We start from the raw sequence: 13,525 nt of genomic DNA, 5'->3' as shown, positions 1-13,525 counted from the left end.
GATTGCATCTTCGATGCAATCCGACCTCTCCCCGCAAGCGGGGCGAGGTAAGGCCCACTACAGCGTTTTCAGATACTCGATCAGATCGTAGCGCTCGCTGTCGTCCTTGAACACGCGGCCGATCACGCCCGGACGTTTTTCCTCGCCTGGTTTGCGCTCGAAGGAATGGCCGAGCACGCTATTGCCCTGGATCGGATCCTTCTCCGACCCCGCCGAGAACTCGGTTTCACCCGTCTTGCATTTCTCGTCGGCGGTGACCGCAAAGCCGACGGTCACGGGATCGTAGTCGCGGCGGCCCATGCAGAATTTTTGCGGGCGCTCGCTTGCAGGCTTCAGCAACCAGTAGAGAGACGGCACCGAACCGTTGTGCAGATAGGGCGCCGTGGCCCAGATGCCATTCAGCGGCCGTGCCCGATAGCGCGCTCCCCCCACCGGATTGAGGCAGTTCTTGCGCGCGAGATTCCACAATTTCGCCCGCTCGGCATCCGGAGTCTTCTCGTCATCCATCCATTTGCGGGCGACGAGGTCCACCACCGTCATCAGCCCGAGCGCATACACCATCTCGGTCGGCGAGCTTGCGGTCGAGACGTCGCATTGCCACCATTTCTGGAGGTCGGCCGTATTCACCTTCAGGAAGCCAGGCAAATCGACGATCCTGTTGCTGAGCACGAGCGACTGTTCGGGATCCGTCTTGATCTCGTCGAGGGGGATCGTCACCGCGTTCAGCACCTTGCTGTCGCCGCTCGGCTCCCAATGTCCCGAAGACCAGAAAGCCGGGGTGTCGATCGCCGGCAAATGGCATCCGGAGCACATTTCGGCGTAGATCTTGCGGCCATTGTCGACCTTCTTCTGATCGAGCCTCCAATTGTCGCCAAGGATCTGAGAGGGCCATTTCGGCGCCAGCAGGCCGCCGAACTTCGGACCGGTGGAGGGATCCGCCGTCTTGAACGGATCTGGCCCCCTGAGCATGTCCTCGATCCAGCCGAGCGTGTTGATATGAACCGAGGATCGCCACAGCCTGTCCTCAGGATAGGCGTCGGACAGATTGAGCAGCGCCGTCACGCCGAGGGCTTCCCCGGCGTTGCGGATCAGCGGCTGCTCGATCGAGGCGTCGTACTGGGCGAACTTGAACCAGGGCACGGTCCAGATCGGGGGATAGCTGACCGGGGCGTCCTGGGCGTGCAGGTTCTTCTCGAAACCCTTAAGCCCGCTCAGCGCGAGATCCTGCGAAAAAACCTGATTGCCGATGCGATTGAGAGCGTCGAGGCGACCGAACCCTTCCTCGGTGTCACTCTGCTGCCGGCCGTTCCAGGTCTTCTTGCCTTCGATCGTCTTTTGCTGGGTTTTCGCCCAGTCGATCAGGAAGTTGCCGATCGCGCTGAGCTTCTGCTTGAGCGCGGCGCGGTCAGCCTTGCTGGCATCGGGGCCGAGCACGCGATCGGCAAAGCGCTGGAAGCGGAACGGCACGTGAAGCGTGTAGGCGATCGACAGGCCGGTGGAGAGCTCGAGCTTCTTCAAGTCGGTCATGGCCGGGCCGCCGTCGAAACGCACGTCCACGCCCTGGTAATGGATCTGGCCGGTATGGCAGGCGGCGCAGGTCAGCCCGATCTTGTCCTCTTCGCGACGGCCGGTCGCGGGATCGCTGACCCCGGTCATCCGTGCAAAGCCGACCGGCAGGCCGTCGACGTTCTCCGCCGGCGTCCATCTGGTCGACCAGTCCGGCACCTGCGTCGTCTCGTAGAGATTGGCGTAGCCGAAGCGGCGCAGGGACGTCGCATCGGTCTGGATCGACTGCGGGCTCGGAATGAACCCGAAGCGCTCGAGATAGGCGCTGTCCGTCATCATGCCCGGCCGCGAGAACAAATGCAGGCGCGGCTGCTCCAGCGCCATGAACCATTCATAGGGCACCGGGAAGGTCGCTGTGCCCTGGCTGGCATGGTGAAACCAGTGCCTGTCCTTCAGCGACCAGTTCTGTTCGAGCCAAAAGGCCGCCTTTGTCTCGGGGAGCGCAGGCAAGGGCGGCGGCAGGAGATTCACGAGAATTCCCTTTTGCGGCAGCATCGCGCGAACCTGGTCGGGGAATTCGGCGAGCGCAACGAGCAAGGCGAGACCGAGGGCGACCAGCAGGGCCGCAACCTTGAGCGCGCCCCGAACCACGCGCTGGCAGGTCGACAGCACAGGCTGCGATACGAGCCGCTGGTTGATGCGAGCAGGGAATTGCCGCTCGTTGAACAGAGTGCGCACGTCGGCCACGCTGAGATAGCGGTCCTCACCCGCGCCCCTGCCCACGATCTTCAGGAGGATCGGCCACTCGAACTTCATCAGCAGGGGGTAGTACCAGCGCGCGGCGCTGCCGGCGCGCTTGAGATTGTCGCGCATGAAGACGCCGATTTCCGAGGCGTTGAGACCCGGCTCAGAGCCGCCGCCGTTCGGATCCTGGTAGGTCCGGCCGAAGCTCGCAAACCGCGAAAGCTCGCCCTCATCGACCTTGCCGTCGACGCCGAGGACGCGCGAGCCGGCACCGCGCTTGTCGAGAGGGCCGCCACGCAACGCGTCGAGCTGCGCGCCCGAAAATATGCTCTTCAGGATGTGCCCCAGACCGTTGGCGATGAGCGCGACGCCGCGGACCTGGATGCGGGCCGAGACCTTCTTCAGCCCGGTCTCGCCGCTCGCATTCGCGATCGTTTGCGACAGCGTGCCGAGCGGCACGGTTCCGCCGTCAACAAACCCCTCGCCGACGAGGCCGCGGAGGAATGGACAGGGATTGTTCGGCGAGACCTGGATCGAGGGGTCGAAGGGGGGCTTCGGAGCGGAGTCATGCATGGCCCAAAATCCTGAAAACGGCGAATCGTGAAATACAGACGCGGCGATAGAGCGCGGAAAGTCCTGACAAACCGACAACACGTTATACTACTTCAGCGTGTAGCGGAGTGTGGCTGAATTCACTGTCGTGTCAATAAAGGCGGAGGGGACATTGCCGCGTGGCCGCGGCTGGCCCTCAGGATTCGGCGATGCGTTTGACGTCGCTCGAGACCAGGGTCAGTTTGCCGAGCGGCACGCCCGCATTCAAGAGTCCGGCGCGGTAGTGGGCGAGGTCCTCGGGCCGCTTCCAGTGGAAATTGCGCAAATGGCGGTCGACATTGAGTGTCGGGTAGTTAGCCATCAGCACGCGGGTCGCCTCGACCGCCTCGTCGCCTCGCCCCAATTGCGCCAGCGCCGCGGCGCGGATTGCCAGCGCCTGCAAATGGTTCGGGTTGATGTAGAGCTGTTCTCGAGCCCATGACAGGGTCGCGTCATATTGGCCCAGCAGATAATGGCTGAAGGCGTTCAGTGCGGCCCATTGGTAGCGCGGATCGCTGTTGTCGCGCTGTGCGGCCATCGAGAACAGCTCGATCGCCTCGCGGTGCTCGCCGATGGCGAAATGGCAGATGCCGAGCACGCCGCGCGCGCCGTTGTCGTAGGGGTTGAGCGCGACGGCGCGCTTGGCGGCGTCCATTGCGGCCTCGTAATGGCCCTCCAGCGCGTGGGTCCAGGACAGGATCGAGAACGCAAATGACGAGCGCGGGTCGAGCCTGACGCTGGTTTCGGCAAGCTTCATCGCCTCGGCCCACATCTCGCGCGTGCCCTTGACCCAGCCGAAGTGGATGCTCTGGATCTGGATCGTGGCAAGATAGGCGTGCGCAATCGACAGCTTGGGCTCGAGCCTGATGGCCTCCCGGAACAGGTCAACGGCGATGGCAAGGTCTTCCTTGGTTTGCCGATAATAGTGCGACAGCCCCTTGAGGAAGCGGTCCCAGGCGGTGACATCGGTCGAGAGTCGCGCCGGCGCCGAGGCCTCGGCCCGGACGATCTCGGTGGCGATGGCGGCGGACAGGTTGGTGGTGATCTCGTCCTGCATCGCGAAGAGATCGCCGATGTCGCGGTCGTAGCGGCCGGTCCAGAGCTGCTCCCCGGTCTCCGGCGCGATCAGCTCGGCGGTGACGCGGATCTTGGCTCCGGCACGCCGCACCGAACCCTGGATCAGATAGCTGGCGTCGATCTCGCGCGCGATCAGGCGGGTGCTGACGTTGTTGCCCTTGAACACGAAGGTCGAGTTGCGGCTCAGCACGCGATAGAAGGATTGCAGCGACAGCGCGTGGATCAGATCCTCGGTCAGGCCGTCGGAGAAATACTCGTCCTGGGCGTCGCTGAGATTGGCAAAGGGCAGCACGCCGACGATCGCGGTGCGGTACTGCTGCGAGAGGGCGGATGCCTCCCTCAGCGCGGGCGCAAGCGCCGGTGCACCCTCAGGTGTCCAGGTCCAGACCCCGATCGGATCCTTGATGTTCTTGAAGCGGTGGTTGCCGGCATCGACCAGCGGCACGGTGAGATGCTTGCCGGCCTCCTTGTAGGCCTTGGCCGAGATCGCAAAGCCGCCGGGGCTCGCCACGGCTTCGAGGCGGACGGCAATGTTGACATCGTCACCGAACACCTCGTCCTCGTCGGCGATGACGTCACCCATGTGGATACCGAGGCGGAACTGCATGGCGCGATCGGCGGGCAGATGGTGATTGCGCTCCGCCATCAGCGTCTGCATCGCGATCGCGGCCTCGGTGGCGCCGACGATCGAGGGGAATTCCAGCAGGAAGCCGTCGCCGGTGTTTTTGACGACGCGGCCGCCGTGATTGAGGATGATGGGGTGGATCGCGCTGCGATGGGCCTTGAAGGCGGCATGGGTGCCGGCCTCATCGGTGCCCATCATGCGCGAATAGCCGGCGACATCGGCGCAGACAATGGCAGCCAGACGTCTTTCCATATTCCGGAGCTCCAAGAGACTTGCAAGAGACTTGGAAGAGATCGAGGACCGGCCACGGCGTGGCAGTCGCCTCGAATCCCACGTTCAAAGAACCCGTTCCTTATAGAGCAGATGAGGCCGAGCGAAAGTACGAACCGCATTGCAAATTCGAGGTAAATCCTCGGCAATCCCGGCAGTGGACGGGGACGAGCGAACCCACTAAGCCGGCCTCTTGGGCCATGGTTGGGCGACGGAGGCACGTCACACATGCTGGGCATTCACGAAATCTGGCTGTTCGTCCTGTCGGGGGTGCTGCTCAACATCACGCCGGGGCCTGATACGGTCTATGTGATCGGCCGCAGCATGCAGTTGGGCTGGCGAGGTGGCGCCGCGGCCGCGCTGGGCATCAGTTGCGGCTGCTTTTTCCATGTCGCGGGCGCGGCAATCGGCCTTTCGGCCCTGCTGATGGCCTCGTCGACCGCATTCTCGATCCTGAAGCTGGTCGGAGCGGCCTATCTCGTCGTGACCGGGCTTCAGATGCTGTGGTCGCGCCCGGTGCTGGCCTCGGCCATCGACGAGCCGGTGCAGAACTCGCTGCGGCGGGTTTTCCTCCAGGGCGTCTTCACCAACGCGCTCAATCCCAAGGTCGCGCTGTTCTTCCTGGCCTTCCTGCCGCAATTCGTCGCAGCCGACTCGGCGCACAAGCCGCTCGCCTTCCTGACGCTCGGTCTGATCTTCATCTGCACGGGAACGCTGTGGTGCCTGGTGCTGGCGGCGTTCGCGGCAAAGGCCGCCCACCGCTTGCAGAGCTCCGAAGGCGCGGTCGCCTGGGTCAACCGTGCCCTCGGCGGCCTCTTCATCTATCTCGGCATCCGCGTCGCCATGCTGGAGACGCGGTAACGTCTTTTACGCGAATTCCTTCAGCAGCGCGCTGCCGGCGAGATAGAGGCCGAGCAGGATCATCGCGATCAGGAACCAGCGGCGAAACGCTTCCGCCGGCATCCGCGCCCGCACCGTTTGGCCGATATACATGCCGGCAAACGCGCATGCCATGCCCACGGCGCCCGGCACTGCATTGGCCGGCGTCAACAATCCGCCCGCGGTGAGGTTGAAGGCGAGCGCCAATGTCGCTGTCGTGAAGAACACGCCGAGCGCCTGCACCAGTTCATCCTTCTCCATGCCGATCGCCTGCATGAACGGCATCGAGGGGATCACCTGCACGCCGGTCGAGGCCGAGATCACGCCGGTGACCACGCCGACCACGCCGCCGACCCATTTCTCGTTCTTTGGCGCAACGTGGAACTGGAATTTGTTCAGCCCGATGATCGCATAGATCACCAGGAGTACGCCGAGCACGATCGTGCCGTAGCGCGCATGCGGGCCGGTGAGCGCCCCGGCATTGAGCCAGCACCCGATCACGGTGCCGATCATCAGCGGCCACAGCCGCCTCAGGATGTCGCGCAAATGGGGGCCGACGAAAGTCTGCCAGATGTTGGTGACGATGGCGGGCACGATCACGATGGCGATCGCGCGGCTCGGCGCCATGCTCACGGCGAGCAGTCCCATGGACACCGTCGGCAGGCCAAGCCCGACGACGCCCTTGACGAATCCGGCGAGCAGGAAGACGGCGGCAATGAGAATGAGGAGCGGGTCGATCATATCTGCACATTGACCGATGCCGCGCGTCGGCACAATCTGTAGCTTACGGAGAAAGCCTTCGTCTGGAGCGAAGGCTGAAGGGACCCGGGATGCGCTTCGACCTCGTCGACCTCCAGCTGTTCATCGCGGTCGCCGACCAGCGCAGCATCACCCGTGGTGCGGAGCGGTCGCATCTGGCGCTAGCCTCGGCCAGCGCGCGCATCAAGGGGCTGGAGGATGCGCTCGGCGTCGCGCTGCTCAAGCGCGGGCGCCGCGGCGTTGAGTTGACCTCGGCCGGCGAGAGCCTGCTCGATCACGCCCGTCTCGTCATTCACCAGATCGACGCCATGCGCGGCGATCTCGCCGGCTTTGCCAGTGGCGTGCGCGCCAGCGTGCATTTCCTCGCCAATACCTCCGGTCTGTCGGAGCATCTGCCGAAGGCGCTCGCCGGCTTCCTGCGCGAGCACCGCGACGTCGCCATCGACATCGAGGAGCGCGAGAGCACCGACATCGCGGCCGCGATCACTGCGGGCGCGGCCGATCTCGGCTTCGCCGCCGAGCACGCGCTGCCCGATCATATCGAGCGATTCGCCTTCAGCGCGGATCGCCTGACGCTGGTGACGTCCAGGCGCGGCCCGTTCGCCGGCCGCCGCGCGATCGATTTCCAGGAGGCGGGCGCTTGTGACTTCGTCGGGCTGACCAGCGCCACCGCGCTCCAGGTGCATATTTCGAAGCACGCCGCCCGGCTCGGCATGCGGCCGCATTACCGCGCGCGCCTGCGTGACTTCGACGCGATCTGCCCGATGGTCGCCGCCGATGTCGGCGTCGCGCTGGTGCCCGAAGCCGCCGCCCGCCGCTGCGCCAAGCTGATGCCGCTCGCCATGGTTCGCCTGCGCGATAGCTGGGCCAACCGCAAACTCGTGATCTGCGCGCGAAGCTTCAAGACGCTGCCGCGCCCGGCCAAGATGCTGGTGGAGCATCTGAGGGCTGCGGCAGTGTGAGCTCTGCGCTACTTCGCGGTCTCCACGCCAGCGTCCTTGATCACCTTCGCCCATTTCTTCATCTCGTCTGCGATGAATGTGCGAAAATGCTCCGGCTGATCGCCGACCAGCGTTGCGCCCTGGGCGGCGAGCTTTTCCTTCACCGCGGGATCCGCCATCGCCTTCGTGGCGAGATCATGCAGCGCGGTGACGATCTCCTTCGGCGTGCCCTTCGGCGCCACCATGCCGTACCAGTTCTCGATGCGAAGATCAGGAAAGCCGGCTTCCGCGGTGGTCGGCACATCAGGCGCCGTCGGCGAACGCTGGGCCGAGCCGACCGCGATCGGCTTCAATGCGCCCGCCTTGACCTGCGGCAGCAGCACGGGGAGGTCCAGGAACGTCATCTGCACCTGCTGGCCCAGCAGATCGTTCACGGCCGGCGCGGCGCCGCGATAGGGCACGTGCACGATGTCGATCCTCACCGTCAGCTTGAACAATTCACCGGCGAGATGCGGCAGGCTGCCGGGGCCGGAGGAGGCGAAGTTGAGTTTTCCCGGCTGCGCCTTGGCGAGCGCGATCAATTCGCCGATGTCCTTTGCGGGGACGTTGGTGGCTACAACGAGCATTTCCGGCACGGTCGCAACCAGCGTCACCGGTGTGAGGTCGTTGAGCGTATCGTAGGCGACCCTTTCCATGCTCGGGCTGATCGCCAGCGCGCCGGCGCTGGAGATCGCGATGGTGTAGCCATCAGGTGCAGCCTTGGAGACGGCATCGGTGCCGAGCACGCCGCCCTGGCCACCGCGATTGTCGATCAGCACCGGCTGCCCTGACAGCTCCGACATGCGCTGGCCGATCACCCGCGCGATAATGTCGTTGGGGCCTCCGGCCGGAAACGGCACGATCAGCTTGATCGGCTTGGCCGGGAAATTCTGGGCGGAGGCGAGCGTCGGAAACAGAAGCAAGGCCGCGAGAAGGAGCGTGCGCCGGTTGGTCATGCAGGCTCCTTTGAGGCGCTTATCCGTTGAGCAGTTTCAGTGCTTCTTCGTGAACCCTGGCGTCGCCGGCCGCGACGATGCGGCCGCCGCCCTGCGCGGGCTTGCCTTCCCAGGTGGTGACGACGCCGCCGGCGCCGGTCACGATCGGGATCAGGGCTGCGATGTCGTAAGGCTTCAGCTCGGTCTCGACCACGAGATCGACGTGACCCGCCGCCAGCATGCAATAGGAGTAGCAGTCGCCGCCATAGCGCGACAGCCGCGCGCCCTTCTCGATGCGGCCGAAGATGGCGCGGTCGCGCTCGTTCATCAGCAGCGGGCTGGTGGTGTAGGTCGTCGCCTCCGACAGCGAAGCACAGCGCCGGACCTGGAGCCGGCGCTCGCCGGAGGGGCCATTATAATGAGCCGAGCCGCTGTCGCCGGAAAAGCGTTCGCCGATGAAGGGCTGGTGCATCATGCCGTAGACCGGCGTGCCCTTGTGCAGGAGCGCGATCAGCGTGCCCCAGATCGGAAATCCGCCGATGAAGGATTTGGTGCCGTCGATGGGGTCGAGCACCCAGACGTAGTCGGAATCCTCGCGCTCGTTGCCGAATTCCTCGCCGACGATGCCGTGCTGGGGAAAGTTGGCCTTGATCAGACGCCGCATCACCGCCTCCGCAGCGCGGTCGGCCTCGGTCACGGGGTCGAATTCCCTGGTCTTGCTCTTGTCCTCGATCGACAGCGAAGTGCGGAAGAACGGCAGGATGGTTTCGCCGGAGGCGGTGGCGAGCCGTCCGATGAAGGCGGAGAAATCGATCACCGTCACGGCGTATCCTCAAAAAGCGAAAGTCGGGTGAAGCTCACTCCTGCCTAGCTCAAATCAGAAGGATCGTGCAGCGCTGTCTTGCTTTTGCACCCTGGTATTTTGGATGCGGGAAGCGTTCGCCTCGTCGAAGACACCCGCTGGGCAAATATCGATCATTGAGTTGAAACCTTAGTTCCGGGCCTGCCTTGTTGGTATGCAAATGACTATCAACCCATTGAATTTCCTTATCAAAGGAACTGAATCTGGGTTTCTCTGGAAGCAACCGAGCTATGTCCTCATTGCATGGGAAATCGCTCGAAAGCCCTTGCACTTTGTGCGTCGCGGCCGCATATTGTTGCGGTGCGGTAGCGCTTCTCGCGTTACTGCTGCCCTCCTTGGGCGTTTCCTCCCTAGACTTGGGCCGCTTCTTCATTAGAAGCGGCCCTTTTTTCTTTCAGCCTCTCATTTCTTTAAGCCTTGTCTCTAAGCCTTGGCTTTCATTTCAAAGCGCGCCGCGAAACGCGTTCGCGCTGATCGCACCCAACACAGTCATTCGCAGAAAATGCCGCGCTTATTCCGCCGCGGCCTGGAACGGGCCGAGATCGCCGAACGGGACCGTGGTCGCCAGCACATCGGCGAGCACGCCGAAGTCCGACGCCACTTGCGCAAAGCGCGGGCTGCGCTCGCGCCGCCGCTCGTCCATGTAGATTGCGCGGTTGAGCTCGAGCTGCACGGCGTGGAGGCCGCTGGCCGGGTTACCGTAATGCTCGGTGATGAAGCCGCCGGCATAGGGCTTGTTACGGCCAATCGAATAGCCGAGCCCGGTCATGGTCTCCTCGACCCGGTCGGGCAATAGCGGCGTGCAGCTCGTGCCGTAGCGGTCGCCGATCACGATGTCGGGCCGGCGCGGTTCGTCGCGGGAGACGCCGACCGAGGGCATCGAATGGCAATCGACCAGCACGACGGTGCCGAACATCTGGTGTACCTTGTTGATCAGCCGGCGCAGCGCGCGATGATAGGGCTTGTACAGCGTCTCGATCCGCCCCAGCGCGTCGTCGACCAGGATGCGCTCGCGATAGATCTCCTGGCCGTCGCCGACCACGCGCGGAATGGTGCCGAGCCCGCCGGCGACCCGCATCGAGCGGGTGTTGGCAAAGCTCGGCAGGCGCCCGGTGAACATCCGGGGATCGAGCTCATAGGGCTCACGATTGACGTCGACATAGGAGCGGGGAAAGTTGACCCGCACGGTCGGAAAGCCGCGCTCGCTGAGATGGCCGATCAACTCGTCCATGAAGGAATCTTCGGAACGCCGTAGCGTCGGCAGGTCGATCCTGGAGGCGCTGAGGAATTCGTCCGGATAGGTCGAGCCGGAATGGGGCGAGTTGAAGATAATCGGCGCGCGCCATTGCGCGGGCTCAACGATCTCGAAGGCTGGCGACTTGTCGCCGTCAAACCGGGTCATCTTCTCAGGCTTCGTCCCTTGGTGTCAGGCTTCGTCCCTTTGGCGATCGGGCTTCGCCCCTTGGTATCAGGCTTCGCCCTTGGCGCCGCACGATCCAACAAGCCCGGCACCGGTCTCAACGCAGTGATTCGGCCGATCGCGCGGCTCTTATGTGTCGTCATTGTCCGGAATCGCAACCATCCTGCCAAGCGAAAAGATGATATCTGCGCTGGAACATGTCTTAACCCTGCGGGCAGCGAGGTGGGGACCGGCAGGTACCGCTCGATTGCTTCGAACTGCTTTCAGGTTCACAAGGGGTCGGCAAGCACAGCCGGCTCAGGGTAAAGATTTTCACCCCAAATTTACCCTCCGTCGGGCTTAGTGACCTCTGCTGATATCCTCTGGGGATTCGACATTTCCGCCATGCCAAAGATCCTGCTCGCCGAAGACGACAACGACATGCGCCGTTTCCTGGTCAAGGCGCTGGAAAACGCCGGTTTTCAGGTCTCATCCCACGACAACGGCATGGCCGCCTACCAGCGGCTGCGGGAAGAGCCGTTCGAAATGCTGCTCACCGACATCGTGATGCCGGAGATGGACGGCATCGAGCTCGCCCGCCGGGCCTCGGAACTCGACCCCGACATCAAGATCATGTTCATCACCGGCTTCGCCGCGGTCGCCCTGAACTCGGATTCGGACGCCCCCAAGAACGCCAAGGTGCTGTCCAAGCCCGTGCATTTGCGCGAATTGGTCAGCGAAGTGAACAAGATGCTGGCGGCCTAAATCGGCCCCCTTCCGTCCTTGCACCGGCTCCCCTGAGCCGTTATAGGGACCCGACCCGATCTAGACGACATCTAGGGCGCGTAGCTCAGCGGGAGAGCACTACCTTGACATGGTAGGGGTCACAGGTTCGATCCCTGTCGCGCCCACCATCCTTCGCTCGCGAAGCGAGAGAAGGATGTCGCGCCGAAGCCCAACGGGCGCAGGCGGACTTTTTGCCGCGAGCTTCGGCTCGGCAAGCCGCAATCTTCGCTCGCGATAGCCGAGTGAAGGATGCCACGCCGAAGCCCAAAGGGCGCAGGCGGGCTGCCGCCGCGAGCTTCGGCTCGGCAAGCCACCAATCTCATCACGGCGAAGCGTGTCCGGCGTAGCTCGAAGAGCGTAGACGGACTGGAGCGGCAGCCTCCTTCGCCGACACACCGCCGCTCAATCCCCTATTTCAGTTCCGTATTCGCGACCGGAAGGATGGAGGCAACGTGCCAGCCGTCCGGATCCTGAACGTAGGTCTGGCTGATCAGAAACGTATTTTGTTGTGGCGGCTTGCCCGGAAGGCCGCGCGTGAAAACGATAGGAACGAGGATCTGCATGACCTCGTTCGAGATGACGGCGACGTGGAATTTCGACATGTCGGGTTCGAGGTGCCAGGTGCCTTCGTAATACGCCTTGAAGCGTTCGGCGACCGCATCGCGCCCTCTGGTCTCGATGCCTCTCGCAAACAACAGCGCGCTCGGCGAAGTCCAGAGCATGGCTTTCACATCGTCCGCGTTATGCGCATTCTGCGCGGCAATGAACTTGTCGAAGATGGTTCGCGCCTCGGCATCATTTGCGGCAGCCAGCGCAGATCCCGCCGGCCAGAACGTTGCGGCGAAAAACAGCGCTGCAGTCATCGCGGCAAGATGGGAGCGTCGCGCAATCGGTCGTGGCCCGGCGCCGGCAAAAGACTTCCTCGGACGGATCATGTTCACCTCTCGTCGTTTGCCGGTTGGCATTTTGAATGCTGGTTGTCATACCATTGATCGCTTCGCTGATTTTTCAGGATCGCGCGATCAGAGCTCACAGCTGCATCACAGATGCGTTGGTCCGGCCACGGTCGGATTCCGTGGGAAGTAGCGCAAACTCTCGCCGCCGGCATCAAGTTGAGTTATCGTCTAGCGGTGCCACTAGCCCGGATGGGCATCCGGGCCACGATGCCGCCTGGCGTGATCCGGGCGGACCACGGTGAAGGAACTCCGCACCATGCGAGCGAGCTGTCTTGCCGTGGCGATATTGTCGCTAATTGCGTCGCGCGCCGACGCCGCGACCATCGACTGGCAGGCCGAGCTCCAACGTTGTCGTGTGCTGCGCGAAAACGTGGCGCCGTTGCTTCAGGCCGGCGAGGGGATTTCGGCGGTCGGCCGCTCCAACAGATCCGTGCGTCGCTGCATATGGATCCAGCGCATGGCGGTACGAAGGAAGATTCCGGGCGCGGAGACGTGGTAACGCGGGCGCCTCTCAAGGGGACGCCTTCTTCGGCCCCCGTAGCAGGTCCTTCAATCCGGTCGGATCGCGGCTTGGTGCTGGCCCGAAAGTGCCGCCTGGCGCAGCCTTGATCCGTGACTCGCCGCCTGCCATTGTCCGATCCTTCACCGCGGCGGCGAACCTGGCATTCGGCGAAACTGTATCGCTCACCGCGGATGTGGAAAGAAGGCAGGTTACCGAAATGAGTAGCGTGAACAAGCCCGGGGGCAACTACCTGCCGGTGATCATCCATAGTGGAATTGCGTATGTCAGTGGTCAGCTGCCGCGTCGCGGCGAAGACCTGCTGTACTCAGGCAAAGTCGGCGCAGGTGTCGATGTCGCCGCCGCACAGGAAGCTGCTGCGCTCTGCGCTGATCTCTGCATTTCGGCCATCAACCACGCAACAGGCGGAGACGACAAGATCGTCCAGGTCTTGCAGCTCGTTGGATACGTTGCCTCGGCGCCTGGATTTACGCAGCAATCGCAAGTCATGAACGGCGCTTCCGACCGGCTGATCGAGCGCCTGGGTGATCGCGGTCGTCACACGCGTACATCTGTCGGTGTCGCCGAGTTGCCACGTGGCGCACCGGTCGAGCTGAGTATGGTTGCCGCTGTTCGCTCGTAGGACGGCATGTCGCT

The 13,525-nt window shown here is 63.6% G+C and carries 12 protein-coding genes and 1 tRNA gene; 6 read left to right on the top strand and 7 right to left on the bottom strand.

Annotated elements, in window-relative coordinates; all coding sequences use genetic code 11:
• Nucleotides 1-57 precede the first annotated feature (57 nt).
• Together AC0L3J_RS12710 and AC0L3J_RS12705 are read right to left on the bottom strand one after the other, a co-directional pair.
• The gene (locus AC0L3J_RS12710; RefSeq protein ID WP_473347207.1) at nucleotides 58-2,823 is read right to left on the bottom strand and encodes a di-heme-cytochrome C peroxidase; all 2,766 of its coding nucleotides are present in this window, start codon (nucleotides 2,821-2,823) and stop codon (nucleotides 58-60) included.
• A gap of 175 nt (nucleotides 2,824-2,998) precedes the next feature.
• The gene (locus AC0L3J_RS12705; protein WP_473347206.1) at nucleotides 2,999-4,795 is read right to left on the bottom strand and encodes an adenylate/guanylate cyclase domain-containing protein; all 1,797 of its coding nucleotides are present in this window, start codon (nucleotides 4,793-4,795) and stop codon (nucleotides 2,999-3,001) included.
• Between the two features lie 246 nt (nucleotides 4,796-5,041).
• On the opposite strand from AC0L3J_RS12705, the gene AC0L3J_RS12700 reads away from it, so the two are divergent.
• Nucleotides 5,042-5,674: a LysE family translocator gene (locus tag AC0L3J_RS12700; RefSeq protein ID WP_473347205.1), complete on the top strand. Its 633-nt coding sequence runs from the start codon at nucleotides 5,042-5,044 to the stop codon at nucleotides 5,672-5,674.
• A 6-nt stretch (nucleotides 5,675-5,680) separates the two neighbouring features.
• On the opposite strand, the gene AC0L3J_RS12695 is transcribed toward AC0L3J_RS12700, so the two are convergent.
• Nucleotides 5,681-6,433 (bottom strand): sulfite exporter TauE/SafE family protein, encoded by a 753-nt coding sequence (locus AC0L3J_RS12695; RefSeq protein ID WP_473347204.1) that lies wholly within the window; start codon nucleotides 6,431-6,433, stop codon nucleotides 5,681-5,683.
• Nucleotides 6,434-6,522: 89 nt separating this feature from the next.
• On the opposite strand from AC0L3J_RS12695, the gene AC0L3J_RS12690 reads away from it, so the two are divergent.
• Nucleotides 6,523-7,413, top strand: a complete 891-nt coding sequence (locus AC0L3J_RS12690) for a LysR substrate-binding domain-containing protein (protein WP_473347203.1) — start codon at nucleotides 6,523-6,525, stop codon at nucleotides 7,411-7,413.
• A gap of 8 nt (nucleotides 7,414-7,421) precedes the next feature.
• Here AC0L3J_RS12690 and AC0L3J_RS12685 read toward each other — a convergent pair whose 3' ends face one another.
• From AC0L3J_RS12685 to AC0L3J_RS12675, 3 genes are all read right to left on the bottom strand, one after another.
• Nucleotides 7,422-8,387: a Bug family tripartite tricarboxylate transporter substrate binding protein gene (locus AC0L3J_RS12685; protein WP_473347202.1), complete on the bottom strand. Its 966-nt coding sequence runs from the start codon at nucleotides 8,385-8,387 to the stop codon at nucleotides 7,422-7,424.
• 19 nt (nucleotides 8,388-8,406) lie between these two features.
• Complete coding sequence (gene hisN / locus AC0L3J_RS12680; protein WP_456767625.1) at nucleotides 8,407-9,189, bottom strand: histidinol-phosphatase; 783 nt, start codon at nucleotides 9,187-9,189, stop codon at nucleotides 8,407-8,409.
• A 550-nt stretch (nucleotides 9,190-9,739) separates the two neighbouring features.
• On the bottom strand, nucleotides 9,740-10,630 hold the full coding sequence (locus tag AC0L3J_RS12675; protein ID WP_473347201.1) for an N-formylglutamate amidohydrolase: 891 nt from the start codon (nucleotides 10,628-10,630) through the stop codon (nucleotides 9,740-9,742).
• A gap of 402 nt (nucleotides 10,631-11,032) precedes the next feature.
• On the opposite strand from AC0L3J_RS12675, the gene cpdR reads away from it, so the two are divergent.
• Entirely contained in the window at nucleotides 11,033-11,392 is a 360-nt protein-coding gene (cpdR, locus tag AC0L3J_RS12670) for a cell cycle two-component system response regulator CpdR (protein WP_007597092.1), read from the top strand.
• Nucleotides 11,393-11,466: 74 nt separating this feature from the next.
• Nucleotides 11,467-11,541: transfer RNA gene (locus AC0L3J_RS12665), tRNA-Val, on the top strand.
• Between the two features lie 282 nt (nucleotides 11,542-11,823).
• Here the strand turns inward: AC0L3J_RS12665 and AC0L3J_RS12660 are convergent.
• Nucleotides 11,824-12,348: a Cif family virulence factor gene (locus AC0L3J_RS12660; protein ID WP_473287874.1), complete on the bottom strand. Its 525-nt coding sequence runs from the start codon at nucleotides 12,346-12,348 to the stop codon at nucleotides 11,824-11,826.
• Nucleotides 12,349-12,625: 277 nt separating this feature from the next.
• On the opposite strand from AC0L3J_RS12660, the gene AC0L3J_RS12655 reads away from it, so the two are divergent.
• Together AC0L3J_RS12655 and AC0L3J_RS12650 are read left to right on the top strand one after the other, a co-directional pair.
• Entirely contained in the window at nucleotides 12,626-12,868 is a 243-nt protein-coding gene (locus AC0L3J_RS12655; protein ID WP_473347200.1) for a hypothetical protein, read from the top strand.
• Nucleotides 12,869-12,974: 106 nt separating this feature from the next.
• Nucleotides 12,975-13,511: a RidA family protein gene (locus AC0L3J_RS12650; RefSeq protein WP_473347199.1), complete on the top strand. Its 537-nt coding sequence runs from the start codon at nucleotides 12,975-12,977 to the stop codon at nucleotides 13,509-13,511.
• The last annotated feature ends 14 nt before the right edge of the window (nucleotides 13,512-13,525 follow it).

This window comes from Bradyrhizobium sp. Kon37 (genome assembly GCF_055807535.1).
The sequence above is the reverse complement of the archived record's forward strand: the minus strand, read 5'-3'. Positions and strand labels throughout refer to the sequence as shown.

Excerpts from the sequence above, each read along its gene's own strand:
- AC0L3J_RS12695 (WP_473347204.1), bottom strand. The coding sequence starts at position 6,433 with ATGATCGACCCGCTCCTCATTCTCATTGCCGCCGTCTTCCTGCTCGCC.
- AC0L3J_RS12690 (WP_473347203.1), top strand. The coding sequence starts at position 6,523 with ATGCGCTTCGACCTCGTCGACCTCCAGCTGTTCATCGCGGTCGCCGAC.
- cpdR (WP_007597092.1), top strand. The coding sequence starts at position 11,033 with ATGCCAAAGATCCTGCTCGCCGAAGACGACAACGACATGCGCCGTTTC.
- AC0L3J_RS12660 (WP_473287874.1), bottom strand. The coding sequence starts at position 12,348 with ATGATCCGTCCGAGGAAGTCTTTTGCCGGCGCCGGGCCACGACCGATT.
- AC0L3J_RS12700 (WP_473347205.1), top strand. The coding sequence starts at position 5,042 with ATGCTGGGCATTCACGAAATCTGGCTGTTCGTCCTGTCGGGGGTGCTG.
- AC0L3J_RS12710 (WP_473347207.1), bottom strand. The coding sequence starts at position 2,823 with ATGCATGACTCCGCTCCGAAGCCCCCCTTCGACCCCTCGATCCAGGTC.
- AC0L3J_RS12705 (WP_473347206.1), bottom strand. The coding sequence starts at position 4,795 with ATGGAAAGACGTCTGGCTGCCATTGTCTGCGCCGATGTCGCCGGCTAT.
- AC0L3J_RS12685 (WP_473347202.1), bottom strand. The coding sequence starts at position 8,387 with ATGACCAACCGGCGCACGCTCCTTCTCGCGGCCTTGCTTCTGTTTCCG.
- AC0L3J_RS12675 (WP_473347201.1), bottom strand. The coding sequence starts at position 10,630 with ATGACCCGGTTTGACGGCGACAAGTCGCCAGCCTTCGAGATCGTTGAG.
- AC0L3J_RS12655 (WP_473347200.1), top strand. The coding sequence starts at position 12,626 with ATGCGAGCGAGCTGTCTTGCCGTGGCGATATTGTCGCTAATTGCGTCG.